Source organism: Mesorhizobium sp. M7A.F.Ca.MR.176.00.0.0 (assembly GCF_004023165.1).
Taxonomy (GTDB): Bacteria; Pseudomonadota; Alphaproteobacteria; order Rhizobiales; family Rhizobiaceae; genus Mesorhizobium.
In genome coordinates, this window is sequence record NZ_RZTC01000095.1 from 1 (window position 1) to 25,065 (window position 25,065).

Below are 25,065 nucleotides of genomic sequence, written 5' to 3' on the forward strand. Positions count from 1 at the left end.
CAGCATCCTTCTCCTCGCCAGCTCGCTTGTGGCCCATGCCGGCGGCGACCCGACCCTGGGCAAGAAGGCCTTTAACCGGTGCATGGCCTGCCATGAAGCAGCCACCGACCGCGACAAGGTCGGTCCGCATCTGTTGGGCGTCGTTGGCCGCACCGCCGGTAGCGCCGAGAGTTATCTTGGCCGCTATTCCGAGGCGATGAAGAGTGCCGGCGCCGCCGGCCTGGTCTGGGATGAAGCCAATATCGCCGAGTATCTCAGGGCACCCAAGCTGAAAGTGCCCGGCAACAAGATGGCGTTTGCCGGCCTGACCAAGGACGACGACATCGCCAATGTCATCGCCTATCTGAAGGCCGATCCCAAGCCCTGATCCGCTGTTCGCCAGCTCTGTAAAACCGGCTTTCTCGTCGCATATCGCGGCCGCGATTGCTTCGGTGGTTTGCCCAATACAAAGGCATCCGTGCGCCTTCGCCTTGCCGCATGAAAGTTCAATGACAGCTGAACTATGGCTGGTCGGCAAGCTAATCACGCTAAGCCCAAGCCTTCACTGGCTTTCAAGACCCTGACGAATTTTTTTGTTTTCACGCCGCCCTTGTCTTCACGTCTTTCAATCCCCTGATGCCCCACATATATTCGCCGCTGTTCGCGACCAGCGACGTCATGCCGAAGCGGGAGGCCCCAATGGCGACATTGCAGAATTTCGACGCCGAAATTGCCAAGACCAAGCAGGTCGTGCAGGACATGCGCTCCAAGATCGAGCAATCCGGCACCATGCTTGATACGCTTGCCACATCAGACAAGAAGATCGGCGACGCCAATTTCGACCTCGAGAACGCCCGCATCGAGGATGTGCTGAAGCAGCAGAAGGTGATGGAAGGCAACATTGCCGACCTGATCATCGGGCTGGAGGACGCCACCAACGTCTTCGGCGCCGAGTTCGAGAGCATGAAGAACTACACCGGCTGGGAAAAATTCATTGGCATCTTCTCCAGCCAGAGCAAGCAGCGCATGCGCACCGACCGCGTCCGCAACATGTCGCTGGCCGGCAATCTGCAGGAACTGCTGGTCAAATCCGACACCATCGTCGGCATATTGAAGGCGCAGAAAGAGGTTCTCGACCAACGCTACAAGACCTCGGAAACCAGCCTGTCGCAGGTGATCGAGCGCCGCAAGACCACCATGACCAACCTCGAAGCCGTGCAGAAGCGCATCGAGGAGCTCAACCCGATGCTGCTCGACATCGAAAACAAGATCGCCGCTTCGACCAGCCAGAAGGACCGCACGCAGCTCGAAGGCGAACGCTCCAAGCTGGCGACGGAATACAACGAAAAGCAGGCCAAGGAGCAGGAACTGCTGGCCGAGAGCCAGACGCTCGAGCGTTACACCTCGATGTTCCAGACCTTCGTCGATTCGCTCAACAACCAGATCGCCGCGCAATCGACGCTGATCAACAAGCTGACCATCGATACCGAGCAGCGCATCGTGCTCTACAAGGCGCTGGAAGATTCGCTGAAGACCGCCGCCCAGCAGGACGTCGCCCACAAGATCAACACGCTGGGCAGCCAGGTCGACAACACCGCCGAGGAAACCATGGCCGGTATCGGTGCTGCTTCGCAAAAGCACATCGGTGACCTGCTTGAGATGCACGAGAAGAACATGGTCGCCACCGCCGATATCCAGCGCCGCAAGAAGCTGGCCGACGATGCCTTCGCCCGCCGCTTCGACGAGGTGCTGAAGAAGCACAATTCGGCTAACTACGTGCAGTCTTAAGGGTGACAGCACTGCCCGCGAGCGACCAGGCATGACCCCCGAAAACGAAGCGGCGGCACGGTATTTTTCCGCCATCACGGCCGCGCTCAGCGGCCTTGAAGTGTTCATGCGCGACGATCGCTCGCCGCTCTACCGGCACGGCATCGTCGCCAAGATCGTCGCCGAACACATCGCCAGGCTCGACAAGTCGTTTTCCTGCTGGCGCAACCGGCTGGGCTTCATGGACACATTCCGCATTTCGCGCGCCGAAAGCGGATTTCCGGTGTTCCAGAACCTGCTCGAACTGGAAAACGACCGACGCCAGGCCGACGCGCGGCTTGCCAACATTCCGCTCGCCGGCGAGTTGCGCGAGGAAATGGCCGACTTCATCCTGCGCCACAAGGAATTCCCCGCGGCGCTGCAGAAGTCGATAGCCGAGCGGCTTTATCTCGAGGACGTGAAAAGCGAGAACACGTTCGGCCCGTTCACCCTGGCGCAAACGGCCAAGGTCTCGGTCAATCCGAAGACGGGGCGGCCCTATTATCTCGTCCACTGGGCGACGTTCGACGGCAGCGCCAACCTGCCTCTGGTCTACATGGTGACGGTGGAGGATTCGTCCGAAACGATGATCCGCCAGCTCGTCGACAGAAACGGCAAGCTGAACGAGACGATCGACATTCCTCTGCCGGTCGATGGCCTGCTCAATCCCGAGCTTGCCCACCGTTTCGACGATTTCACCGAGAAGAACTCCGCCTACACGCTGTCGCCGGCGACCATCGCGGTCAATCTCGACAAGGATTTCGAGCAGCTGCATCCCAAGCAGCTGCGCCGCGTCGTGCTCGGCCCGTTCTATTCGGCTGGCATCACCGACAACAATTCGACGGTGACCGAAGTCCTGGCCAAGGTGCGCAAGCCGGAAAATGCCTGGCTTTTGACCTGGACCATCCAGGAAGTCTATTCCAAGGCCGAGAAACCCGGCCGCAAGGGGCTGTTTTCCAGCGAGAAGACGACGCAGGAATTCTTCATCAATACCGACGATCTGGAAGCCGCGCGCCAGGGCGTGTCGAGCTACGAAAACCATGCGCTGATCCCGCACGAGGCCTATCAGGCGCTCTACGCCGCCGGCGAGGCGCAGAAGATCTTTGCCGGCTACAAGGTTCACATTCTGTCGAACGGACAGGTCATCTCAGACGTCTGACCGTCACACCACGGAGCACCCTTCATGGATACCGGCCTGACCACCATCCCGGAAGCCGCCATCGAGAAGCACCGCGCTACCGCGCAGAGCTTCATCACCCGTGTCGTCGTGCTGGAGGACCCGTCTAGCTCCTCCGGCACAGCACTTGCCGGCACCAATCGCCGCTTCGTTTCGACCGTCTCGGTCGGTTCGGTGCGCCGCACGCGCGAGGTCGAGCTGGCCAAGACCGTCGGCGCCGTTCATCCCGACGACCAGCTGCTGACCATCCCGCAGCACACGCTCCTGTTTCGCGCCCGGCGCGGCACGGCGATCGCGCTGGCAATATCGGACGTCTTTGCCGAGGGCTCGGACCTTGAAAGTCTGCAGGCCAAGAACACCCGCGCGCCGCTCGAGGGCGACGAGGCGTCCACCTTCAAGAAGCTTCTGTCGGCCTCGGCTTACATTTCGGCCTTCAGCCTCGCCTCCTACCTATTCCAGCTGATCGACAGCGACGGCGAGGCGCCCAACGACAGTCCCGAACCGGACTTCCTGTTCGATACGCCGCAGGATGCGGTGAAGTCGATCCTGGCAGGCCTCGACAAGGCGATCTCGGGATCGTCCGACGACGCCGACCTGATGACAAGGGCGCGCGCCTTCGCCCGCGTCGCCATCGACGGGCTTCTGGCCCGCAAGGGCCGCTTCGACGGCATCGGCCCGTTCGAGAACGCGCATATCCGTATCGATGCCGACGATTTCACCCTCGATGGTTTCGACGTCGCGCCGGGCAAGCGTTCAAAACCGCTGGTGATGACATTCAAGAAGCCGGAAGAGGTCGTCGGCAACCACATCGCCAAATACCAGTCGGTCAAGCTCGCCAAGATGCTGATGGCCTACGACTTCGAGCGCGAACTCAATCCGTTCGTCGAACTCGGCGGCTTCCTGTTCACCTTCATTGGGGACGGCGCCCCCGGCACCGGCAAGACGACGCTGATCCAGATGATCGCCGGCCTCGTCAACGGCTATTGCCAGGTCGCCGGCTATCCCTTTGCCTACGAGAATTTCGGCGTCGACCAGATCTCGTCCTATCAGGGCAAATCAGGCCAGAACTGCCGCCAATTCATCAACAATGTGCTGAACCCGCGCGTCATCGGCTTCGGCACCATCGACGACATCGACCAGGTGGCGGCGCGCCGCTCAGACGACCGCGCCTCGGCCGGCCAGCAGGAAATCACCGGCGTGTTGATGGATGCCTTCGCCGGTGCCGCGACCGTGGTGCGCGGCAACTGCTCGTTCGGCATGTTCTCCAACTATCCCGAAAATGTCGACGACGCGCTGCGCCAGCGCGCCGGCGCCCGCTGGCTGGTCGACGGGCCCCAGAGCCGCAACGACTACATCGACATTTTTGTCCTGCTGGCGGGAAAAAACCACAAGATCCCGCTCGGCGACCACGATCTCTACGCCGCGCAGGAAATCCAGCGCGCCGTGACCGAAGCCTATGAGCAGCACGAGAAGCCGCAAGAAGACGGGCTGGTGAAGGTCTACGAACGCTACATGAAGGAGAACGGCGCACCGAAATCGATGGCCGACATCGGCACCTATCTGCACCTGATCAAGGATGCCGAGCCCCGCTTCACCGGCCGCGCCATCAAGAACGTCACCGACGCTATCAAGATGCGCGCGATGGACATCGAGCTTCCCGACGACTGGTTCGAGAGGCCGGAAGTCTTCATGCACAAGGGCTACGACGAGAAGAAAGCGATGATCGAGGAACTGCGCGGGCCGTTCTCGATGGACATGGTCATGCAGGAGATCAACCGCTATGCCGACTCGGAGTTCCGCTATTCCGACAAGTCCGACGACTCCGCCGTACAAAAGCTGCTGCGCGACGCCCGCCTGCGCGAGCGAGCCGCGCGCGAGATGGAGGAGATGAAGAAGAAGGGGCTATGGAATGCCTAGAGGTAGGCAATGACCCCCGCCAAAAAACCCGATCTCCTGCGTGACAATGAGCTGATCTATGGCCGGCTGCTGACGGTCGACGAGCCGCACCTGATCCAGCGCTACAACAAGGCGCTGGCCGCATTCGGCTTGAAGCCGACAAAACTGAAGAGCTTCCAGATCGACCGCACCGGCTTCTCGCCCGAAGTGGCCGAGGAATGTGACGATTATGACTATCTCGATCCCAACGAGGTCAACCGCCGTTTCATCATCCTGACGCCGTCGCAGATTGACCTGCCGGTGGTGCACACCGCCTTCTCCAACACCTCGCAACTCATGTTCGAGTTCATGTCCAGGAACCGGCGCGCCATCGATGCGCTGACGATCAAAGACGTCATCTACGGCGAGATCGAGGATTCCATTCCCAAGGTCAACGACATCGAGGATTTGCTGTCGATCAGCCAGGTCGAATTCAAGGTGGTGTCGGCTGAGGATGTGCTGGGCAAGGCAGCCGAACTCGGCAAGCTCGTCGACCGGCTGAAGCAGGAGCCAGATGCCTGGCGCGACAACGCCATGCTGACCCGCATGGTCGAGCTCGCCAAGATCTGCGGCGACATCCGCGAGAACGCGCTGGTACCCGACCAGGTGATCTTCCGACATAACGCCTACTGGACCAGCCATTTCGGCGGGCTCTACGTGTTCGTCGATCCGGATGTGACGACGGTGATCAGCGATCCGGCCGCCCCCGGTTTTCGCCGCTCGCGGCCGTGGCAGGTCAGCTATCTCTCGATCAACGACGCCGACAAGGTGTTCAAGTTCCTCGCCACCACCGGCCGCATCGAGCTGCCGCGTGCCTCCTGGGTCGAGGCCTCGGGCTATCTCGAGCACCGGGCCGAGATGGTGGTGCGCGCGCTGATCCGCGACGCCGAGCCGAACCGCAATTTGACCAATGTCGACAAGGTCTGGCTGCAGACCTGGATCCAGAGCCATGCCGACCTGATCACCAGGGACGGCAATTTTCCCTTCCTCAACGCCGCCAAGCGCGAGATCGCCCAGCTCGGCCACCTGAAGATCGAGGATGTCTTCCCGCAGCAGCGTTTCCTGGTGATCCGCGCCAAGCCAGACCACCCCGACGCCTGGCTGACCAACCGGCTGATCTCGGATTTCGTGCCGTCGGACTTCGTCTCGCGCTACATCTTCAACAAGGACGGCTTCTACAAGGACTATGACGGCTTCAGCGACGCCTGGCGATCGCATGTTGTGGACGTTCTCAAAACCACATATTTGAAGGACAAGGTGGCGTTTCGCACACGCCTCTACGGCCTGACTGACTAGAACGAAATGAACCGTTATTTCGTTCTAACTTCTTGTTTTGGCGTATGATGTTATCCGAAAAGTCTGCAACTTTTTGGCATCATGCTTTGAGGGGGTGACACAGCCATGCTCGATCCGATCGTGAATTTCTTCACCCGTATTTTCCAGTGGATCGGCCGCGGCATCGGCCTCCTGATCGGCGTCATCCTGTGGCCCTTCCTGTGGGCCGGACGCTGGTATACGCAGCGCGGCTGGATCCTCAAGGCGGCGGTCGGCCTCGCTCTGCTGGTGCTGATCGGCCTCTATGCCAATTTCTTCTACGCCACCCAGTGGTGGAACAATTTCAACCCGAACTATCCCGACACATACACCTTCGAGAAGCGCAATGTCTCCGCCGGCGAACAGGTCGCCGCCGGCGCCGGCACGGACACCGCCAAGACCTGCGGCAACTCTGGTATAGCCCAGATCGCCGCTGACCTGACCGACTTCAACGTCAACCAGAATGCCTGGATCTCGTCGATGATCCTCTACAAGCTGGGCCTGTTCGGCATCGACTGGGACCACACGCCGTGGATGGACAACAAGGCCTCCTTCCAGCGCGGCATCAACCAGGCGGTGCGGCGCACGGCGACCGAACTTGCCGACAATCTCGGCCGCGTCCGCACCACCTCGCAGATCGACAGCGATCTGCAGAATGCCCGCGGCAACCTTCAGTTCGACGAAGAGACCTGGTATTTCGGCCTGAACCCGTTCGGCCCCAAGACGCCGACGCCAAGCTACTATCGCGACGCCGTGCGCATGCTGCGTTCCTTCAACGCCCGCCTTGCCACCTGCCAGGCGACATTCGACGCCCGCGCCGACAATCTGAAACAGTATATCGACCGCATCTCGTCCGACATCGGCTCGACCTCGGCGATCCTCAAGGAACGCGCCGAGAACCACAACAATGGCTGGTTCGATTTCCGCGCCGACGACCGCTACTGGTTCGCCTATGGCCAGCTCTACGGCTATTACGGCCTGATGAAGGGAGCCCAGGCCGACTTCGAGGACGTCATCAAGGAAAAGCATCTGCAGAACCTGTGGGACACGATGGACTCGCAGTTCGTTTCGGCGCTGCGCATCCAGCCCTTCATCATCGCCAATGGCCGCGAGGATGGCTGGCTGTTGCCGACGCATCTGACGACGATGGGCTTCTATGTGCTCAGGGTGCGCTCCAACATGGTCGAAATCAGCAACGTGCTGACGCAGTAACGCTGTTCCATTAGGGACCAGGCGATGGCGAATTTGCGCCGTCGCCTCTGTCGCATTCCGTGCATTGTGCGGCTGTTTTGAGACGGCGGAACGGCGCGTCCTCTGGCTTCTATACGGCGCGGCAACGGAGCCGGGAGAACCGACGACAGGTCGGCCGGTCCGCAGAGGAACTTTCTCCAGAGGAAACATAGTTGCATACAAGTTGACGCCGTGGCAGCGACAGGGTTAGAACATGCCCGCGCCCGGTTCCAACCTGCTTGCCAGTAAGATCAAACCCGTCCCCTACACCGTCCAATCCAGAGGAAAGCCGTCATGGCCGAAGTGAAGTCCGACATCGAGATCGCGCGCGGCGCCAGGAAAAAGCAGATCCAGGAGATCGGCCAGAAGATCGGCATTCCGACCGAACACCTGCTGCCCTACGGCCACGACAAGGCCAAGATATCAGCCGAATTCATCAAGTCGGTGAAGGGCAACAAGGACGGCAAGCTGATCCTCGTAACCGCCATCAACCCGACGCCGGCCGGCGAAGGCAAGACCACGACCACGGTCGGCCTTGGCGACGGCCTGAACCGCATCGGCAAGAAGGCGATCGTCTGCATCCGCGAGGCCTCGCTCGGCCCGAATTTCGGCGTCAAGGGCGGTGCCGCCGGCGGCGGCTATGCGCAAGTCGTGCCGATGGAAGACATGAACCTCCACTTCACCGGCGACTTCCACGCCATCACCACGGCGCACAATCTGCTTTCGGCGCTGATCGACAACCACATCTACTGGGGCAATGAGCTCGGCATCGACACCCGCCGCGTCGTCTGGCGCCGCGTCATGGACATGAACGACCGCGCGCTGCGCGAAATCATCTGCTCGCTCGGCGGCGTCGCCAACGGCTTCCCGCGCGAGGGCGGTTTCGACATCACCGTCGCCTCGGAGGTCATGGCCATCCTGTGCCTGTCGACCGACCTGAAGGATCTGGAAAAGCGCCTCGGCGACATCATCGTCGCCTATCGTCGCGACAAGTCAGCCGTCTATGCCCGCGACCTCAAGGCCGACGGCGCCATGGCCGTGCTGTTGAAGGACGCCATGCAGCCTAACCTGGTGCAGACGCTGGAGAACAACCCGGCCTTCGTGCATGGCGGCCCGTTCGCCAACATCGCGCATGGCTGCAACTCGGTCGTCGCCACCACGACGGCGCTCAAGCTCGCCGACTACGTCGTCACCGAAGCCGGCTTCGGCGCCGACCTGGGTGCTGAAAAGTTCTTCGACATCAAGTGCCGCAAGGCAGGCCTCAAGCCGGCGGCGGCCGTCATTGTCGCCACCGTGCGCGCCATGAAGATGAATGGCGGCGTCAAGAAGGAAGACCTCGGCAAGGAGAACGTCGAGGCGGTGAAGAAGGGCTGCGCCAACCTCGGCCGCCACATCGAGAATATCCGCCAGTTCGGCGTGCCGGCGGTGGTTGCGATCAACCACTTCTACTCCGACACCGACGCCGAAATCCAGGCGATGAAGGACTATGTCGCCTCGATGGGCGAAGAGGCGATCCTGTGCAAGCACTGGGCGCACGGCTCGGCCGGCATCGAGGATCTCGCCAACAAGGTGGTGGCACTGGCCGAATCCGGTGCTTCGCAGTTCGCGCCGCTCTATCCCGATGCGATGCCGCTGTTCGAGAAGATCAACACCATCGTCCAGCGTATCTATCGCGGCTCGGAAGCGATCGCCGACAAGTCGGTGCGCGACCAGCTCAAGGCCTGGGAAGACGCCGGCTACGGCCACCTGCCGGTGTGCATGGCCAAGACGCAGTACTCGTTCTCGACCGACCCGAACCTGCGCGGCGCGCCGACCGGCCACACGGTGCCGGTGCGCGAGGTCAGGCTTTCGGCAGGTGCGGGCTTCGTCGTCATCATCTGCGGCGAGGTCATGACCATGCCCGGCCTGCCCAAGGCGCCATCCTCGGAAAAGATCTTCCTCAACGAGGCCGGCCAGATCGAAGGCCTGTTCTAAAATCCTTCAATTCAAACCGCAAAGGGCGCCGCAGCGATGCGGCGCCCTTCCTGATTTCGGACAGTTCTACGCGGCGCTGCGTGACAGCGCCCGCTGGTTGGAGCCGAAGATGGTGTCGCGTTCCGGCAGCGCGCCGGTCTTCAGGCACTCGACCCATTCGGCGGTCTTGAGCACGGCGGCAAAGCGCGACTGCAGGATGATCGTGACCACGCGGTGGATCTCCTCGGCCGAGGCGTAGCCGGCGCTGTTGGCGTAAGGCACCGATCCGGTCGCATCCGACAGGAACTCGACGGCAAAGCCCATATGCACGGCGTGGATGATGGTCGACAGGTCGCAATTGTGCGTCATGTAGCCGACCACCGTGATCGTATCGATGGCGTTGGCGCGCAGCCAGTCCTCGAGGTCGGTGCCGGTGAAGGCGGAGGGCAGGTTCTTTTCGACATAATGGTCGCGCCCACGCCTGGCGATTTCGGGATGCAGTTCGCCGCCATGGCTTCCCCCGGCGAAGATCGGCGATGTCTCGGGCGCCATCTGCTTGACGACCACCACCTTGATGCCGGCAGCAGTCGCTGCATCCATCGCCCGCGCCACATGGACGACGCTGTCGCGGAACGGCGGATGCTGGATGGCAAGACTGCCGCCATCATAATCGTTCTGCACATCGACGACGATCAGCGCCCGGCGTGGCGTGGTGTTGGCTGGGTCAGACATGGTGTTTTCCTTTCCGGCTTGAATGTGATGGACCGAAAATAGGCGGACTCCGCGACAGTCGAAAGTGGCCCGATTGACATCATTCGAAAGAATTGGGACAATCCGCATTCAACTGCCGGAAGCACCCATGACCGACCCGATCATTGCCGTACTCGCCTTCGACGGCATCAGCCCGTTCCATCTTTCCGTACCGTGCCTGGTCTTCGCAGAGGACAGGACGGCGCTGGGCCTGCCGCGCTTCGACTTCCGCATCTGCGCGGTCAAGCCCGGCCCGATCCACACCGAGGCCGGACTGACAATTGCCGCGCCGCATGGGCTCGAAGGGCTCGACGGCGCCGATATCGTCATCATTCCAAGCTGGCATCATCTCGGCGAACCGGCATCGCCGCCGCTGATGGAGGCGTTGCGCCGGGCGCACCAACGCGGCGCCTTGATCGTCGGCCTGTGCCTTGGAACCTTCGCCATTGCCGCGGCCGGGCTGCTTTCGGGCCGTCGTGCCGCGACGCACTGGGCCTATTCCGAACAGTTGCAGAAAATCCATCCCGACGTCGCCGTCGATGCCTCGGTGCTCTATGTCGACAATGGTGACATCGTGACCTCGGCCGGCGTCGCCGCCGGTCTGGACTGCTGTCTCCACATCGTGCGCGCCCGCTACGGCGCGGAAGCGGCACTGCGGCTCGCCCGCCAGATCGTTCTTTCTCCGCATCGGCAGGGCGGGCAGGCGCAATTCATCGAGCATCCGGTGGAAAGAAGCGCGGACGCCGACCGGTTCACCCAGGCCCTCGACGCGGTTCGCGCGGCGCTCGGAGAGACGCATAGCCTGGATAGCGTCGCCGAAGCCGCCGGCCTGACCCGGCGCACCTTTACCCGCCGCTTCCAAAAATCGATCGGCACCAGTTTCGGCGATTGGCTGACCTGCCAACGGATAGAACTGGCTCAACGGTTGCTGGAGGCGACAGAGAAATCGATGGACCTGGTGGCGTTCGAAGCCGGCTTCGGCAGCGCCACCTCGCTGCGCCAGCATTTTTCGGCAAGGCTCAGGACATCGCCGGCGCAATACCGGCGCGAGTTCTCCAGGCGGGCTGATCGGGACGAACGCGTGGTGCTGTCGTCCTGATCGTTCAAACCCGCTTGACTGAGCGCGCCGGATTGCCGACCACCGTGGTGTTCGCAGCCACGTCGCGCGTCACTACCGCCCCCGCACCGACAATGGCACCTTCACCGATGCTGACGCCGCCAAGGATGACCGCTGAGCCGCCGATCCACGCATTGGCGCCGATCTCGACCGGCTTGGCGATCTCCAGTCCAGCTTGCCGCCCAGCGACCTCCTTGTGATGCTCGGCACAATAAATCTGCACATTGGGGCCAAGCAGCGTTCCCTTGCCGATGCGCACACTCGCCGTGTCGAGGATGGTGCAGCCGGCATTGAGAAAGACGCCGTCGCCGAGAAAGATGTTGAAACCATAGGCGCAGTGAAACGGCGCCTCGATGCGGGCACCCTCGCCGGCGTCGCCGAGTAAAGCTTTCAAGCCCGACCCGAGATTGCCGCGCTGCCGCGGCGGCAGGCAATTGTGCTCGAACACCGCGTCACGCGCTACCATACGCAAGGACTCCAGCTCATCATCGAGGCAGGTGTACCATTCGCCGGCCGCCATCCTCACGCGCTCGCTTTCGGCCATGACGCGGTCTCCAGTTCACGTCCTTCAAAAGCACAAGTGCGGCCAACAGAAAAGCGCCGATGCAAGTACTGGTCAAATATTGGACCTATGGTAGCCTGCCGTCTCAAAGGCCGTCCTGGCCCGGTGATCGAGGGGGATCGACCATACTCTACATTCTCGCACTTCTGATCGGCGTCATTGCCGGTCTTCGCGCCATGACGGCGCCGGCTGCCGTTGCCTGGGGCGCTTATCTCGGCTGGCTGCCGGTTGCCGGCACCTGGGCGAGCTTCATGAGTCACTGGGCGGCTGTCGGCATCTTCACCATCCTGGCCATCGTCGAACTGGTCACCGACCAGTTGCCGTCGACGCCGAGCCGTAAAGTGCCGCAGCAATTCGGCGCCCGCATCGTCATGGGCGCCTTCACCGGCGCGGTGATCGGCGCGACAGGCGGTTCCAACCAGTGCCACCATCGGCGGCTTGATTGCCGGCGCCATCGGCGCTGTCATCGGCACGCTGGGCGGCGCTGAAGCTCGCGGCCGGCTGGCGGCCGCCTTCGGCAAGGATCCGCCCGCCGCCTTCATCGAGGACGCGGTGGCGATCATCGGCGGCCTGCTGATCGTAGCGGCGGTGGCATGACGACGAAAACCTTCGACGCCATCATCATCGGTGCCGGACAGGCTGGCCCTCCGCTGGCCGGCCGACTGACGGCCGCCGGCATGAGCGTGGCGCTGATCGAGCGCAAGCTGGTCGGCGGCACCTGCGTCAACACCGGCTGCATGCCGACCAAGACCATGGTCGCCAGCGCCTACGCCGCGCATCTTGCGCGCCGCGCCGCCGACTATGGCGTGACGCTCAGTGGCCCCGTCGGCGTCGACTATGCCAGGATCAAGGCGCGCAAGGACAAGGTGACGATCGACGCCCGCACCAATCTCGAGACCTGGATTGCCGGCATGGACAAATGCACCCTCTATCGCGGCCATGCGCGTTTCGAATCCGCCAACACGGTGCGCGTCGGCGACGATCTGCTGACCGCCGAAAAGATCTTCCTCAACACCGGCGGCCGAGCCTCGGTCCCAGACCTGCCCGGCATCCACGACATCGACTATCTGACCAATTCCTCGATGATGGATCTCGACGTGCTGCCGCGCCATCTCATCGTCGTCGGCGGCAGCTACATCTCGCTCGAATTCGCACAGATGTTCCGCCGCTTCGGTAGCGAAGTCACCGTCATCGAGAAGAGCCCACGCCTGACCGGCCGCGAGGACGAGGATGTCTCCGCCGCCATCCTGTCGATCCTCGAAAACGAGGGCATCACGGTCCATGTCGGCGCCGACGACATCGCTTTCGCCAGACAGGGCCAGGACATTGCCGTGACCTTCTCCGCCGGCAAACCGCCGGCGGTCGGCTCGCACGTGCTGCTGGCTCTGGGGCGGACGCCCAACACCGATGACCTCGGCCTGGAGAGGGCTGGCGTGGAGGTCGACAAGCGCGGCTTCGTCTCTGTAGACGACCAGTTGCGCAGCAGCGTGCCCGGCATCTGGGCGATGGGCGACTGCAACGGCAGGGGCGCCTTCACCCACACCTCCTACAACGACTACGAGATCGTCGCCGCCAACCTGCTGGACAACGATCCGCGCAAGGTCAGTGATCGCATCGAAGCCTATGCGCTCTACATCGACCCACCGCTCGGCCGCTGCGGCATGACCGAGGCCGCGGTGAAGAAATCCGGCCGTCGCGCGCTGGTCGGCCAGCGGCCGATGACCCGCGTCGGCCGCGCTATCGAAAAGGGCGAGACGCAGGGCTTCATGAGGATTCTGGTCGACGCCGACACCAGGCAGATCCTCGGCTGCTCGGTGCTCGGCCCCGGCGGCGACGAGGTTATCCATTGCGTACTCGACCTGATGTACGCCAAGGCGCCCGTCGACACGCTGGCGCGTGCCGTGCACATCCACCCGAATGTCTCGGAGCTGTTGCCAACCATTGCCCAGGAATTGAAGCCGCTGGCCTGACAGCCTGTTGGCGACCCCATTTCAAAGCTCTTCCTTTTCTGCATCGCTGCAATGCAGCAATGCAGCTTGCGCACGGTGGCGTCCTTCGCGCAGTTTCAATTTGAACCGATTCAGTCTGGACGCCCCATGCCCTTGCCGATCCTTGCGCTTGCCATTGCGTCCTTCTGCATCGGCACCACCGAATTCGTCATCATGGGCCTGCTGCCCGAGGTCGCAGCCGACCTCGGCGTGTCGATCCCTTCGGCGGGCCTGCTGGTCACCGGCTATGCGCTGGGTGTCGTCTTCGGCGCCCCGATCGTCGCAATGGCCACCGCGCATTTGCCGCGCAAGCCGGTGCTGGTCGGGCTGGCCGTCCTGTTCGTCATCGGCAATCTGTTTTGCGCCATCTCGCCCAACTACTGGACGCTGATGGCCGCGCGCGTTTTCACCGCTTTCGGCCATGGCGCCTTCTTCGGCATTGGCTCGGTCGTTGCCGCCAGCCTGGTACCGCGCAACAAACGGGCCAGCGCCATCGCGCTGATGTTCGCCGGGCTGACGCTGTCCAACATCCTGGGTGTTCCCGCCGGAACCGCACTTGGCGAAGCGTTCGGCTGGCGCTCCACCTTCGTTGCCGTGGTCGGTATCGGCCTGATCTCGGTGGCAGCGATCGCCTGGCTGGTGCCGTCCGATGTCGCCCAGCCAAGCGGTGGCGGCCTGCGCGGCGAACTGCGCGTGCTGGGCAAGCTGCAGGTCTGGCTGGCGATGCTGATCGCGGCGCTGACTTCCGCAAGCCTGTTCACCGTCTTCACCTACATCAAACCCTACCTCACCGAGGTGTCGGGCTTGTCGACCTCCGCAGTCACGTGGGTTCTGCTGCTGTTCGGCGCGGGCATGACCATTGGCAACATTATCGGCGGCAGACTGGCCGACTGGAAACTGATGCCGACAGTGATCGGCACGCTGCTGCTGATGGCCCTGCTCTTCGTTGGCTTCAGGCAGTTCGGCGCAATCGCAAGCGTTGCCGTCGGCATCGTCTTCCTGTGGGGTCTGCTGATCTTCGTCGTCGTCCCGCCGCTGCAGATCCGGGTCGTCGAGGCCGCTTCCGAGGGGCCGAACCTCGCCGCCACGCTGAACCAGGGCGCCTTCAATGTCGGCAATGCCAGCGGCGCCTGGATCGGCGGCGTGGCCCTGTCCGCCGGTGTTTCCTATGCCAATTTGCCGCTGGTCGGCGCAGCACTAGCTTTGTTGGCGGTCACCGTCGCCGTGCTGTCGCAGGCGCTGGACCGGCGCGCGCCGGTCATCCCGCTTCCGGCTGAATAGCCTCTTGCGCCCATAGCGCGGCGGGCTGGACCAATCGACATCGGCGCCTTCAAATCGCATGTCTCTCGCTCTTGATGGAGGAAGTCATGCAGAAATCGATCGAGCGCATCGCCGGCGAAAGCGAAGGGGTTTCCTACGAATTCCCGCTGTTCCGCTTCACTGGTTCCGACAAGGCTGCTCCTTCGGCCTATCTGCAGGCGGCACTCCACGCCGGCGAGTTGCCGGGCGTCGTCGCCATCGACGCGCTGATGCCGATGGTTGCCAGGGCGGAGGCCGAAGGCCGCATCAAGGGCAATCTCACCATCGTGCCCTGGGCCAATCCGATCGGCCGGGCGCAATATCATTTCGGCGAGCATCAGGGCCGCTTCCATCTGGGCACGCGCACCAATTTCAACCGCGGCTTTCCGCTGCTCGCCGCGCCCGACACAGCGCTCTTGCCCGACACCACCCTTGGCAGCGTCGACCAGCGGCTGAAGACGCGGCTGGTGCAGCTCTCACTCGGCCATGACATCGTGCTCGACCTGCACTGCGATGACGAGGGCCTCGCCTATCTCTACGTCCACACCAGCCTGTGGCCTGCCATGGCCGATTGCGCCGCCGCCATGGGCGTCGACGCGGTCGTGCTGTGGAGCGAGGACACCGACGGCACCTTCGAGGGCGCCTCGATCATGCCCTACCAGAACGTCCCCGCCGATGTGGCCAAGCTCGACCGCCGCGTCGCCACCACCGTCGAATATCGCGGCATCCTCGATGTCGACGGTGCCCTGGCCGCCGCCGACGCCGACGGCCTCTACCGGCTGTTGGTGGCGCGCGGCGTGATCGCCGATAGCACCCTGCCCGCGCCGGGTCCTTTCACCGGCTTCGTGGCGCCATTGGAAAACATCGACATGATGCCGGCGCCACGGGCCGGTGCCGTGCTCTACGACGTGAAACCCGGCGACCGCGTCGCCAGGGGCGCGCGCCTCGCCACCATCGTCCATGCACCGGGTGAAGCCGACGGCCGCACCGAGGTGTTCGCGCCGCAGGACGGCATCATCCTGACCCGCCGCTCGCGCCGCATCATCCGCGCCGGCGAGGATCTTCTGAAGCTGGTCGGCGACAGGAAGAGCACCGACGCCCGGTCGGGAACGCTGGAGGACTGACTTAACCCGAAATAGCCAGTCGCGCCTTCGCCTCCAGCCATTCCGCCATCTGCCGGTAAGGCACCGGGCCGTGGCTGATGCGGGCGACGCCGAGTTCGGCCAGCCGCTGGCGCGGCGGCACGTGCCCCAGCGCAATGATGTTGACCGGCAACGCGATTGCCTTGCAAAGCGTCTCGATCAGGTCCTCATCGCCAAGACCCGGCGCAAAGAAGCCGTGTGCGCCGGCTTTTTCGAAGGCCTGCGCGCGCTCGATGGCCTGGTCGAGCAGGACGTCGTCATGCGCATCCGGTTTCGCCTTGAGGAAGATGTCGGTTCGGGCGTTGATGAACGCCGGTATGCCGGAGGCCTTGACGGCCGCTGCCGCAGCTTCGATGCGTTTTACCTGGACAGAAATGTCGTGCAGGCCGGTGCCGCCGACAACCTGGTCTTCGAAATTGAAACCGATAGCGCCGGCCCGTAGCGCCAACGTCACCGTGCGAGCTACAATCTCCGGATCGACGCCGTAGCCGCCCTCGAGGTCCATGGTCACCGGCAGGTCGACGGCAGTGACAATGCGCTTGATGTTGTCGAGCGCCAGCTCCAGCGGGATTTTCTCGCCATCGGCATAGCCGAACGCGGCAGCCACCGGCCAGCTTCCGGTGGCGATCGCCTTGGCCCCTGCTTTCTCGACGATCTTGGCCGAGCCCGGATCCCAGGCATTGTAGAGAACGATCGGGTTTCCCTTGATGTGGAGGGAATGGAACGTCCGCGCGCGCTCGATCTGCTCGGTCATGATTGTTTTCCCGTCTTCCTGCTGTTGATGAACATTCTAAGCGCCATAGCCGGCTCTGGCGATGTACCATGAGGTGCAGAAGCGACAGCCACCGCAGGCTTTTCAAATCAGTTGCGCATCCGGTTTTTCGCGGCTATGGATTTCGCCATGAACATGCGTTCGATCAAGACCATTTGGTGGTGGGCCTGCTGACAGCGGCCTGTTCGAACACGTGCGCGTGAAAAGAGAGGGTGGCCGCAGCGGAAAGTCCGGGCGGCCATTTGTTTTTTCCAAGCCATTCCCGGGTCCGTTGCCCCAAGACGCTGATGGAGACGGCAATGACGATAAAGCTTCTGGAAAACGGCGCGGAAAGTTTCGTGACCGCGGGTGGCATAACCATCACGCGCGCGCGCCACGATCGGCCCTATGCAGGTGCGATTGACGCCTATGTCGATGGCCTGAATTCGCGCCGCGGCGCTGTATTTTCCTCGAACTATGAATATCCCGGCCGCTACACGCGCTGGGACACCGCCATCATCGATCCGCCACTGGTCGTCTCGGCGCGCGGCCGTGCCATGCGCATCGAGGCGCTGAACCGCCGTGGCGAGGCGCTGCTGCGGGTCATCGGCAAGGCGCTCGCCAGCCAGGCGGATGTCACCATCGCCGAGACGTCGAAGACACTCATCCGCCTCGATGTCGCCAAGCCCGGCCGTGTCTTCACCGAGGAGGAGCGCAGCCGCGTCCCTTCGGTCTTCACGGTGCTGCGCGCCATCACCGCTCTGTTCAGGACCGAGGAAGACGCCAATCTCGGTCTTTACGGCGCTTTCGGCTACGACCTCGCCTTCCAGTTCGACCCGGTCGACTACAAGCTCGAGCGCAAGCCAAGCCAGCGCGACCTGGTGCTTTTCCTGCCCGACGAGATCCTGGTCGTCGACCATTATTCGGCCAAGGCCTGGACTGACCGCTACGACTATGCCGGTGAAGGTTTTTCGACCGAAGGGCTGCCGCGCGACGAAATCGCCGAGCCGTTCAAGAGCCCCGACCGCATCCCGCCGCGCGGCGACCATGAACCGGGCGAATACGCCAATCTGGTCCGCAAGGCGATGGATTCGTTCAAGCGCGGCGACCTGTTCGAGGTCGTGCCCGGCCAAATGTTCTACGAGCGCTGCGAAACCCAGCCATCCGAGATTTCGCGCAAGCTGAAGGCAATCAACCCCTCGCCCTATTCCTTCTTCATCAATCTGGGCGAAGGCGAATACCTGATCGGCGCCTCGCCCGAAATGTTCGTTCGCGTCAACGGCCGCCGCGTCGAGACCTGCCCGATCTCGGGCACCATCAAGCGCGGCGACGATGCCATTTCGGACTCCGAGCAGATCCTGAAACTGCTCAACTCCAAGAAGGACGAATCCGAGCTGACCATGTGCTCGGACGTCGACCGCAACGACAAGTCGCGGGTCTGCGAGCCGGGTTCGGTGCGCGTCATCGGCCGTCGGCAGATCGAAATGTATTCGCGCCTGATCCACACGGTCGACCACATCGAAGGCCGGCTGCGCGAAGGCATGGATGCCTTCGATGCCTTCCTGTCGCATGCCTGGGCGGTCACCGTCACCGGCGCGCCGAAACTGTGGGCCATGCGCTTCATCGAACAGAACGAGAAGAGCCCGCGCGCCTGGTATGGCGGTGCGATCGGCATGGTCAATTTCAACGGTGACATGAACACCGGCCTGACGCTCCGCACCATCCGTATCAAGGACGGCATTGCCGAAGTGCGGGCCGGCGCCACATTGCTGTTCGACAGCATTCCCGAGGAAGAAGAAGCCGAAACCGAACTGAAGGCATCCGCCATGCTCTCCGCCATCCGCGACGCCAAGACAGGCAATTCCGCCAGCACCGAGCGCACGACCGCGCGCGTCGGCGACGGCGTCAACATCCTGCTGGTCGACCACGAGGATAGTTTCGTCCACACGCTGGCCAATTATTTCCGCCAGACCGGCGCCAACGTCTCGACCGTTCGCTCGCCGGTGCCTGAGGAAGTCTTCGACCGGCTGAAACCCGATCTCGTCGTGCTGTCGCCCGGCCCCGGCACGCCGAAGGACTTCGATTGCGCCGCAACCATCAAGAAGGCGCGCGCCCGCGAACTGCCGATCTTCGGCGTCTGCCTTGGCCTGCAGGCATTGGCGGAGGCCTATGGCGGCGAACTGCGGCAGCTGCACATACCGATGCACGGCAAGCCGTCGCGCATCCGGGTCTCCAAGCCCGGCATCATCTTCTCGGGCCTGCCCAAGGAAGTGACCGTCGGCCGCTACCACTCGATCTTTGCCGATCCGGTGCGCCTGCCCGACGATTTCATCGTCACAGCCGAGACCGAGGACGGCATAATCATGGCCTTCGAACACCGCAAGGAGCCTATCGCCGCGGTACAGTTCCACCCGGAATCGATCATGACGCTCGGCCACAATGCCGGCATGCGCATCATCGAGAACATCGTCGCCCACTTGCCCCGCAAGGCCAAGGAAAAGGCCGCCTGACGATCATGGCTGAAGCCGAGAACACGATGGCGATCGCGGCCAAGGCGGCCGCGAAGCGCAAAATCGCCAATCTCGCCTTCTGGTCGATTATCGTCGCTTTTGTCGTGCTCGCGCTGAAGGCTGCCGCCTGGTACGTCACCGGCTCGGTGGCGCTCTACTCGGACGCCTTGGAATCGATCGTCAACGTCATTGCCTCGGTTGCAGCCTTCTGGGCGATCCAGGTCAGCCACAAGCCGGCCGACCAGGACCACCCTTTCGGCCATCACAAGGCCGAGTATTTCTCGGCGGTGCTGGAAGGCGTGCTGATCGTGCTCGCCGCCCTTTTGATCCTCAACGAGGTCTGGCGCCACTGGCAGACCCCGGCACCGCTCGAACAGCCCTGGGAAGGTCTTGCCGTCAACGGCGTCGCTACGGTCATCAACGCCTTCTGGGCCTGGACGTTGATCCGCGCCGGCAGGGCGGAGAAATCACCGGCACTGGTCGCCGACGGCAACCACATCATGACCGACGTGGTCACCTCGATCGGCGTCTTCGGCGGCCTGGTCGGAGCGATCCTGACCGGTTGGCAGATCCTTGACCCCGCACTTGCCGTCCTCGTGGCTTTGAACATCCTGTGGCAGGGCTGGCATGTCATAGGCTCGTCGATGAACGGCCTGATGGACCGCGCCGTCGACACCCAGGAACACATGCGCATCCGTGACGTCATCTCGGCCAATTGCAAGGGCGCGCTCGAGGTGCACGACCTCAAGACGCGCATCGCCGGCCGCGCCACCTTCATCGAGTTTCATCTGGTCGTCGACGCAGACATGTCGGTCGGCGCCAGCCATGTCATCTGCGACCGCATCGAGGACGCGCTGAAAGCCGAAATCCCCTCGGTGCGCGTCACCATCCATGTCGAGCCCGACGACGAGGCCAAGCTGCCGAAGGGCACGACGGCCGTGCCGTTCGCCTGAGGCGGTTCACCAGGTCTCGATTGAGAGATCTTTTATCCGCTCGAATTCCCGGACATTACGGGTCATCAGCGTAAGGTTCCGAGCGCGCGCTTGCCCACCGATCAACGCATCGTAGGGACCGATCGGAGTTCCCAACGTCGCAAGCGTTGCCCGAATCTCCCCAGCATGTCTTGCGTCTTCTCGGTCGAATTCGAGCACCGGGAACTGCAGAGCTTCGATGCGCGCCAAATTTTCAGCTCTTCGCTGGCTCTTTTCAGCACCATAGTACAGTTCGTGCGCGACGATCGCAGAGAGGGCAAAGTCCTGCGGCCTGTGCCGTTTCAGCAACGCCAACAGACCCGCGTCGCCCTTGATGACCGCGATGACGGCATTGGTGTCGAGCAGGTAGATCACTTGAAAACGTCATCCAAGGCAGGTCGATCCTGCCCGTCTTGACGTTCGAGCGCCGCCTCGGCGAAATCGTTATCAAGCGGTCCGATCACTTGGTCTAGCCACGCCCAGTCCTGCGCAAGCGGTTCCAGAATGACGGTTTGCCCGTGACGGCGGATCGAAACCTCATCTGTTTCGAAACGGAACTCCTTGGGCAGACGCACAGCTTGTGACCGGCCCGACCAGAACACTTTCGCCTTGTCCATCATGCTATCCTCAAATGAGATATAGCAAAGATATATCCCTTCATGGCGACATAGACAAGTCCGAGCTCAGGGCGAGCAGGCCGATTGCGGCATCGGCTGCAGCCGATAGACCTTGTCGTCGGATTTCGTCTTGCCATCGGCGGCCTTCGAACACAGGTCGACGATCGCGAGTGCACTGTTGGGATTTGCCAGCATTATCGTGCCATTGAGGCCACGCTTGAGGAAAATCTCCTTCTGCGCGATGTCGCAGGAAAAATCGCTCATCTTCGAACTGGCCGCGCAGCGCCACTGGTCGGCTTCGCCCTGGCAGGAATAGGTCTGCGTCACCTCAGCCGATCCCTGCCGTGTGGTGACGGTAACGGCAATGTCGGCGCCGTCTGGCCAGTTGGCGGCGTCGCCACCCGGGGCGAAGGACGCCAGCTCTACCTTGCCGCGGAAAACCCGGATCGACCGGGTGAGTTGATCGGGGTGCGAGGCGAGATGCGCTGCATCGTAGTCGCGCCCATAGCAGAAGGCCTGGTCCGGCTTCAGCCGCTCGCGCAGCGGCGGGCCTAGCGCCGGGTCGACCGGATCGATGCGCGCGAACTCCGCCTTGCAGGTCGCCGCTGGGATCGGGTCGAGGCGAAAATTGTCGTCATCCTTGCCGAGTGCCTGCCTGCTATATTCCGCAGCGCCAAGTTCTTCTTCCGAACCGGCATCGAGATAGATGTCGGGCTGCAGATCCGAGAGGAACAGCCGGCCCTTGTCGTCGACCTTCAGCGACGCAAGCGTCCGGTCGCATTCCATGCCGCAATGAACCGGGCCTGTCTTGCCGTCCTCGGACGCATGATTGCACCAGCCGCCGGCCCATTCCGGCGACTTGGCGCCGCGCACGGTGGTGGCGATGAAGGCATTGTAGGACGTGTCGGAATTCACGGTCGGTTCCTCGTTCGGCCGGCTGACCGGATCATGGCCGTAGTAGAAGAAGATCCGCGTCACCTTCTGCTTCGGGTGCGCCTTGAGATGCCCCGCATCATAGACGCGGCCGAAACAGGCATCAGCGCCGTTCGGACTGAGTTCGGTGAGCTTCAGCGCATCGTCGGCGGAGGCCGATCCGGCAAGCAAGCCAAGCAGCGCCGCGCCAAACCCGGCGCCGGCGACTGTCTTCCATTCCCCTGCCCTGAACGCCATGTGATCTCTCCTCCGCATCGACAGGACGCAACGTCAATTTATGCTAGTATTGCGGCCGCAGCCACGCAATTCGCGGCGGGCCGCCAAGCGGAGGAGGATTCCATGCGTCGGCGCGATATGTTCCGCGCGGTTCTTGCCGGAACCGGAACGCTTCTCGGTTTGCGGGCAGCACAGGCAGCCGCCACCGAGCCCGCAAGGCAAAAAGTCGCCTACCACTTGAGCGACACCGACAAGGTCAATTTCGTGCTCGGCAACATCAAGAACCACTATGAGGGCACCGGCGGCAATGTCGACATCGTGCTGGTCGTGCATGGTCCCGCGCTCGCGGCCTTCAAGTCGAAAGGCATATCGGCCGCGATTTCCGGGCGCTTCGCCGGCCTGGTGCGGCAGGGGCTGGAACCCCAAGCCTGCGCCAACACCATGCAAGGCATGGATATTTCGCTCCCCGACCTGCTCGCCGGGTTTCATGCCGCCGACAAGGGCGGCGTCGTCAAACTCGCCGAACTGCAAGGCCAGGGTTACGCCTATCTGCATCCGTAGAGCGGTTTGTTTGGCGCAAATTCCCCGAGGGAAAGCGCTACTCGCTTTGCCGGGAAACCGCTCCACACGTTTCCTTGAATTGCTCAAAGGCTTGAACACCGGGGTGGCAAGGGCCTACGAAGGACAGGCAGACCTCCCGGAGGAAGAACCGTGCCAGCCACCACACTCAGCATACCCGATCTTGCCGGCAAGGCAGTGCTGGTCACCGGTGCGTCGACCGGCATCGGAGCGGCGCTCGCGCTGGCCTATGCAGCGCAGAAATGCAAGGTGGCGCTGCACTACAATTCGAGTCAAGACGCCGCCGAGAAGCTCGGCCTGACGATTGCCGACAAGGGCGGCGAGGTGTTTCTCGTTCAGGGCGATTTTTCCGTTGCCGCCGATGTCGAGCGCGTCGTCGAAGACAGCGCGCAATATTTCGGCCGCCTCGACGGGCTGGTCAACAATGCCGGCGGCATGCTTGGCCGCATCCCTTATGCCGAGCAGACCGAGGCGCATTACGACGCTGTGATGGACCTCAATGCGCGCTCGGTGCTGACTGCTTCGCGCAAGGCGATCCCGTGGCTGAAGAAACAGGGCGGCTTCATCGTCAACACCTCCTCGATCGCCGCGCGCAACGGCGCCGGCGGCGGCGCCGGGCTTTACGGCTCGGCCAAGGCCTTCGTCTCCAATGTGACGCGCGGCATGGCCAAGGAACTGATCGGCTTCGGCATCCGCGTCAACGCGGTAGCGCCCGGAACCATTCTCACCCCGTTCCACGAGCGCTATTCGACCGACGAGCAGATGAAGGGCATGGTCGCCACCATTCCGCAGGGACGCGCCGGCACGGCGCAGGATTGCGTCGGCGCCTATCTGTTCCTCTCTTCGGACCTTCTCAGCGGCTACATCACCGGCCAGGTGATCGAGGTGAATGGCGGCCAGTTGATGCCTTGAACGGCTACCGGCATACTGGCGGTCTGCATGTTCTTGTCGAAAACCTCAAAGGGAGACAACGGAATGTACGGACTGATCGGCAAGATGCGGGCGGCGCGCGGCCAGCGTGACGCGGTCATGGACCTTCTGCGCGACAGTACAGGCGCCCTGCCGGGCTGCCTGAGCTATATCATCGCGCGCGACCCCGCCGATGCCGACGCGATCTGGGTCACCGAAGTGTGGACCGACGCCGAAAGCCACAAGGCCTCGCTGCAGCTTCCCGAAGTCCAGGCGGCGATCGCCAAGGCGCGGCCGTTCATCGCCGGCTTCGAATTCCAGGTCGAGACCCACCCCGTCGCCGGCTTCGGGCTGGCTGACGGCAAGACGGGGTGAGTTCGATGCCAACTTTGAGGAGCAACCTTTGACGCGGACAGTAAACATTCGCGATGCGAAAGCCCATCTGTCGCGCCTTGTGAGACGTGCAGCCCAAGGCGAGTCGTTTGTTATTGCCAAATCCGGCAAGCCGTTGGCCAGAATCGTGCCGATCGAACAGCCGGCGCTGCAGGCGCGACGGGTCGGTTTTATGGAGGGCCAGTTTTCTGTCCCCGACGATTTCGACCGCATGGGTCGCAATGAGATCGAGCAACGGTTCGACGCCGGCTTATGAAACCTGTTACTCGACACTTGGACGGGTGAAACAATCATTTTTCTGTGAATCGCGGTTCGCATTTTTCGCCCTGCGGGTCTAAGACCGAAACATGGATTCCTCGGCCGAGCAGCCATCCCCGGACCTGCCCACACTCGAGCGCATGGCGCGGATGCGCAAGCTCTGGCAGTGGCTTGCCCTGCTGGTTGTTTCCCTGCTGTTTGCCGGCGCGCTGGAACTCGCCACCCTGCCGGCGGCGTTGCTGATCGGACCGATGCTGGCGGCCATCGTCGCCGGCACCAATGGCGCCACGGTGCGTGTGCCGCGTCTTCTGTTTGGCGCCGCCCAGGCGATCGTCGGCTGCCTCGTCGCCAGCTCGATCTCGGCCGACATCTTTCCGGTCTTCTACCAGGAATGGCCGCTGTTTTTCGGCGTCGTGGTGGCGACCGTCACTGCCTCCAGCCTGCTCGGCTGGCTGATCAGCCGCTGGCGCATCCTGCCCGGCACCACCGCCGTCTGGGGCTCGTCGCCGGGTGCGGCCACCGCCATGGTGCTGATGGCCGGTGCCTTCGGTGCCGACCAGCGCCTCGTCGCTTTCATGCAATATCTGCGCGTCATCTTCGTCTCGATGACCGCAGCACTCGTTGCCAAGATGTGGGTCGACACCTCGGGCGTCGAAATCCCGCTCATCGTCTGGTT

At 62.8% G+C, this 25,065-nt stretch carries 24 protein-coding genes and 1 pseudogene; 19 read left to right on the forward strand and 6 right to left on the reverse strand.

Annotated features, from left to right (window positions below):
* From EOB59_RS25740 to EOB59_RS25770, 7 genes are all read left to right on the forward strand, one after another.
* Window positions 1-367, forward strand: a 367-nt coding sequence (locus EOB59_RS25740; protein WP_245486752.1) for a cytochrome c family protein, incomplete at its 5' end; no start/stop codon positions are given.
* Between the two features lie 311 nt (window positions 368-678).
* Window positions 679-1,767 carry a hypothetical protein gene (locus tag EOB59_RS25745; RefSeq protein WP_127266549.1) on the forward strand — a complete coding sequence of 363 codons (1,089 nt, stop codon included), beginning with the start codon at window positions 679-681 and terminating at the stop codon, window positions 1,765-1,767.
* A gap of 31 nt (window positions 1,768-1,798) precedes the next feature.
* Complete coding sequence (locus EOB59_RS25750) at window positions 1,799-2,944, forward strand: hypothetical protein (RefSeq protein WP_128289525.1); 1,146 nt, start codon at window positions 1,799-1,801, stop codon at window positions 2,942-2,944.
* Between the two features lie 24 nt (window positions 2,945-2,968).
* The gene (locus EOB59_RS25755) at window positions 2,969-4,879 is read left to right on the forward strand and encodes an ATP-binding protein (RefSeq protein ID WP_128289526.1); all 1,911 of its coding nucleotides are present in this window, start codon (window positions 2,969-2,971) and stop codon (window positions 4,877-4,879) included.
* A gap of 9 nt (window positions 4,880-4,888) precedes the next feature.
* Window positions 4,889-6,193, forward strand: a complete 1,305-nt coding sequence (locus EOB59_RS25760) for a DUF6638 family protein (RefSeq protein ID WP_128289527.1) — start codon at window positions 4,889-4,891, stop codon at window positions 6,191-6,193.
* Between the two features lie 105 nt (window positions 6,194-6,298).
* The gene (locus EOB59_RS25765; protein ID WP_127321324.1) at window positions 6,299-7,423 is read left to right on the forward strand and encodes a DUF2333 family protein; all 1,125 of its coding nucleotides are present in this window, start codon (window positions 6,299-6,301) and stop codon (window positions 7,421-7,423) included.
* 312 nt (window positions 7,424-7,735) lie between these two features.
* On the forward strand, window positions 7,736-9,415 hold the full coding sequence (locus EOB59_RS25770) for a formate--tetrahydrofolate ligase (protein ID WP_128289528.1): 1,680 nt from the start codon (window positions 7,736-7,738) through the stop codon (window positions 9,413-9,415).
* Between the two features lie 66 nt (window positions 9,416-9,481).
* Here the strand turns inward: EOB59_RS25770 and EOB59_RS25775 are convergent, their stop codons facing one another.
* Complete coding sequence (locus tag EOB59_RS25775) at window positions 9,482-10,126, reverse strand: cysteine hydrolase family protein (protein WP_127266543.1); 645 nt, start codon at window positions 10,124-10,126, stop codon at window positions 9,482-9,484.
* Window positions 10,127-10,253: 127 nt separating this feature from the next.
* Here EOB59_RS25775 and EOB59_RS25780 point away from each other — a divergent pair, with 127 nt between their 5' ends.
* Complete coding sequence (locus EOB59_RS25780; protein WP_128289529.1) at window positions 10,254-11,243, forward strand: helix-turn-helix domain-containing protein; 990 nt, start codon at window positions 10,254-10,256, stop codon at window positions 11,241-11,243.
* 4 nt (window positions 11,244-11,247) lie between these two features.
* Here the strand turns inward: EOB59_RS25780 and EOB59_RS25785 are convergent, their stop codons facing one another.
* On the reverse strand, window positions 11,248-11,805 hold the full coding sequence (locus tag EOB59_RS25785) for a sugar O-acetyltransferase (RefSeq protein WP_128289530.1): 558 nt from the start codon (window positions 11,803-11,805) through the stop codon (window positions 11,248-11,250).
* Window positions 11,806-11,948: 143 nt separating this feature from the next.
* On the opposite strand from EOB59_RS25785, the pseudogene EOB59_RS25790 reads away from it, so the two are divergent.
* The 4 genes and pseudogenes from EOB59_RS25790 (at window position 11,949) to EOB59_RS25805 (ending at window position 16,234) form a co-directional block, all read left to right on the forward strand.
* A pseudogene (locus EOB59_RS25790) lies at window positions 11,949-12,420 on the forward strand (DUF4126 domain-containing protein).
* Complete coding sequence (locus EOB59_RS25795) at window positions 12,417-13,793, forward strand: FAD-containing oxidoreductase (RefSeq protein WP_128289531.1); 1,377 nt, start codon at window positions 12,417-12,419, stop codon at window positions 13,791-13,793. The pseudogene EOB59_RS25790 and the gene EOB59_RS25795 overlap by 4 nt, the downstream one beginning before the upstream one ends.
* 126 nt (window positions 13,794-13,919) lie before the next feature.
* Window positions 13,920-15,092 carry an MFS transporter gene (locus EOB59_RS25800; protein ID WP_127272313.1) on the forward strand — a complete coding sequence of 391 codons (1,173 nt, stop codon included), beginning with the start codon at window positions 13,920-13,922 and terminating at the stop codon, window positions 15,090-15,092.
* An 86-nt stretch (window positions 15,093-15,178) separates the two neighbouring features.
* Window positions 15,179-16,234, forward strand: a complete 1,056-nt coding sequence (locus EOB59_RS25805; protein ID WP_127809506.1) for a succinylglutamate desuccinylase/aspartoacylase family protein — start codon at window positions 15,179-15,181, stop codon at window positions 16,232-16,234.
* 1 nt (window position 16,235) lies between these two features.
* On the opposite strand, the gene EOB59_RS25810 is transcribed toward EOB59_RS25805, so the two are convergent.
* On the reverse strand, window positions 16,236-17,006 hold the full coding sequence (locus tag EOB59_RS25810; RefSeq protein WP_127809505.1) for an isocitrate lyase/phosphoenolpyruvate mutase family protein: 771 nt from the start codon (window positions 17,004-17,006) through the stop codon (window positions 16,236-16,238).
* 317 nt (window positions 17,007-17,323) lie between these two features.
* Here EOB59_RS25810 and EOB59_RS25815 point away from each other — a divergent pair, with 317 nt between their 5' ends.
* Complete coding sequence (locus EOB59_RS25815; RefSeq protein WP_128289532.1) at window positions 17,324-19,513, forward strand: anthranilate synthase; 2,190 nt, start codon at window positions 17,324-17,326, stop codon at window positions 19,511-19,513.
* A gap of 5 nt (window positions 19,514-19,518) precedes the next feature.
* The gene (locus EOB59_RS25820) at window positions 19,519-20,466 is read left to right on the forward strand and encodes a cation diffusion facilitator family transporter (RefSeq protein WP_023809882.1); all 948 of its coding nucleotides are present in this window, start codon (window positions 19,519-19,521) and stop codon (window positions 20,464-20,466) included.
* 6 nt (window positions 20,467-20,472) lie between these two features.
* Here the strand turns inward: EOB59_RS25820 and EOB59_RS25825 are convergent, their stop codons facing one another.
* The 3 genes from EOB59_RS25825 to EOB59_RS25835 all read right to left on the reverse strand — a co-directional run bounded on the left by EOB59_RS25825 (window position 20,473) and on the right by EOB59_RS25835 (window position 22,271).
* The gene (locus tag EOB59_RS25825) at window positions 20,473-20,859 is read right to left on the reverse strand and encodes a type II toxin-antitoxin system VapC family toxin (protein ID WP_127809503.1); all 387 of its coding nucleotides are present in this window, start codon (window positions 20,857-20,859) and stop codon (window positions 20,473-20,475) included.
* On the reverse strand, window positions 20,856-21,101 hold the full coding sequence (gene vapB / locus EOB59_RS25830) for a type II toxin-antitoxin system VapB family antitoxin (RefSeq protein ID WP_023760667.1): 246 nt from the start codon (window positions 21,099-21,101) through the stop codon (window positions 20,856-20,858). The genes EOB59_RS25825 and vapB overlap by 4 nt, the downstream gene beginning before the upstream one ends.
* Window positions 21,102-21,167: 66 nt before the next feature.
* Entirely contained in the window at window positions 21,168-22,271 is a 1,104-nt protein-coding gene (locus EOB59_RS25835) for a hypothetical protein (RefSeq protein ID WP_127809502.1), read from the reverse strand.
* Between the two features lie 102 nt (window positions 22,272-22,373).
* On the opposite strand from EOB59_RS25835, the gene EOB59_RS25840 reads away from it, so the two are divergent.
* From EOB59_RS25840 to EOB59_RS25860, 5 genes are all read left to right on the forward strand, one after another.
* A complete protein-coding gene (locus EOB59_RS25840) occupies window positions 22,374-22,811 on the forward strand; it encodes a DsrE family protein (protein ID WP_127809501.1) in 438 nt (145 codons plus the stop codon).
* A gap of 150 nt (window positions 22,812-22,961) precedes the next feature.
* Window positions 22,962-23,741: an SDR family oxidoreductase gene (locus tag EOB59_RS25845; RefSeq protein ID WP_127270549.1), complete on the forward strand. Its 780-nt coding sequence runs from the start codon at window positions 22,962-22,964 to the stop codon at window positions 23,739-23,741.
* 63 nt (window positions 23,742-23,804) lie between these two features.
* On the forward strand, window positions 23,805-24,113 hold the full coding sequence (locus EOB59_RS25850; RefSeq protein ID WP_127320720.1) for a putative quinol monooxygenase: 309 nt from the start codon (window positions 23,805-23,807) through the stop codon (window positions 24,111-24,113).
* A 28-nt stretch (window positions 24,114-24,141) separates the two neighbouring features.
* The gene (locus tag EOB59_RS25855) at window positions 24,142-24,387 is read left to right on the forward strand and encodes a type II toxin-antitoxin system prevent-host-death family antitoxin (RefSeq protein WP_128289533.1); all 246 of its coding nucleotides are present in this window, start codon (window positions 24,142-24,144) and stop codon (window positions 24,385-24,387) included.
* Window positions 24,388-24,478: 91 nt separating this feature from the next.
* On the forward strand, window positions 24,479-25,065 hold a 587-nt coding region (locus EOB59_RS25860), incomplete at its 3' end, for an AbrB family transcriptional regulator (RefSeq protein ID WP_206622071.1).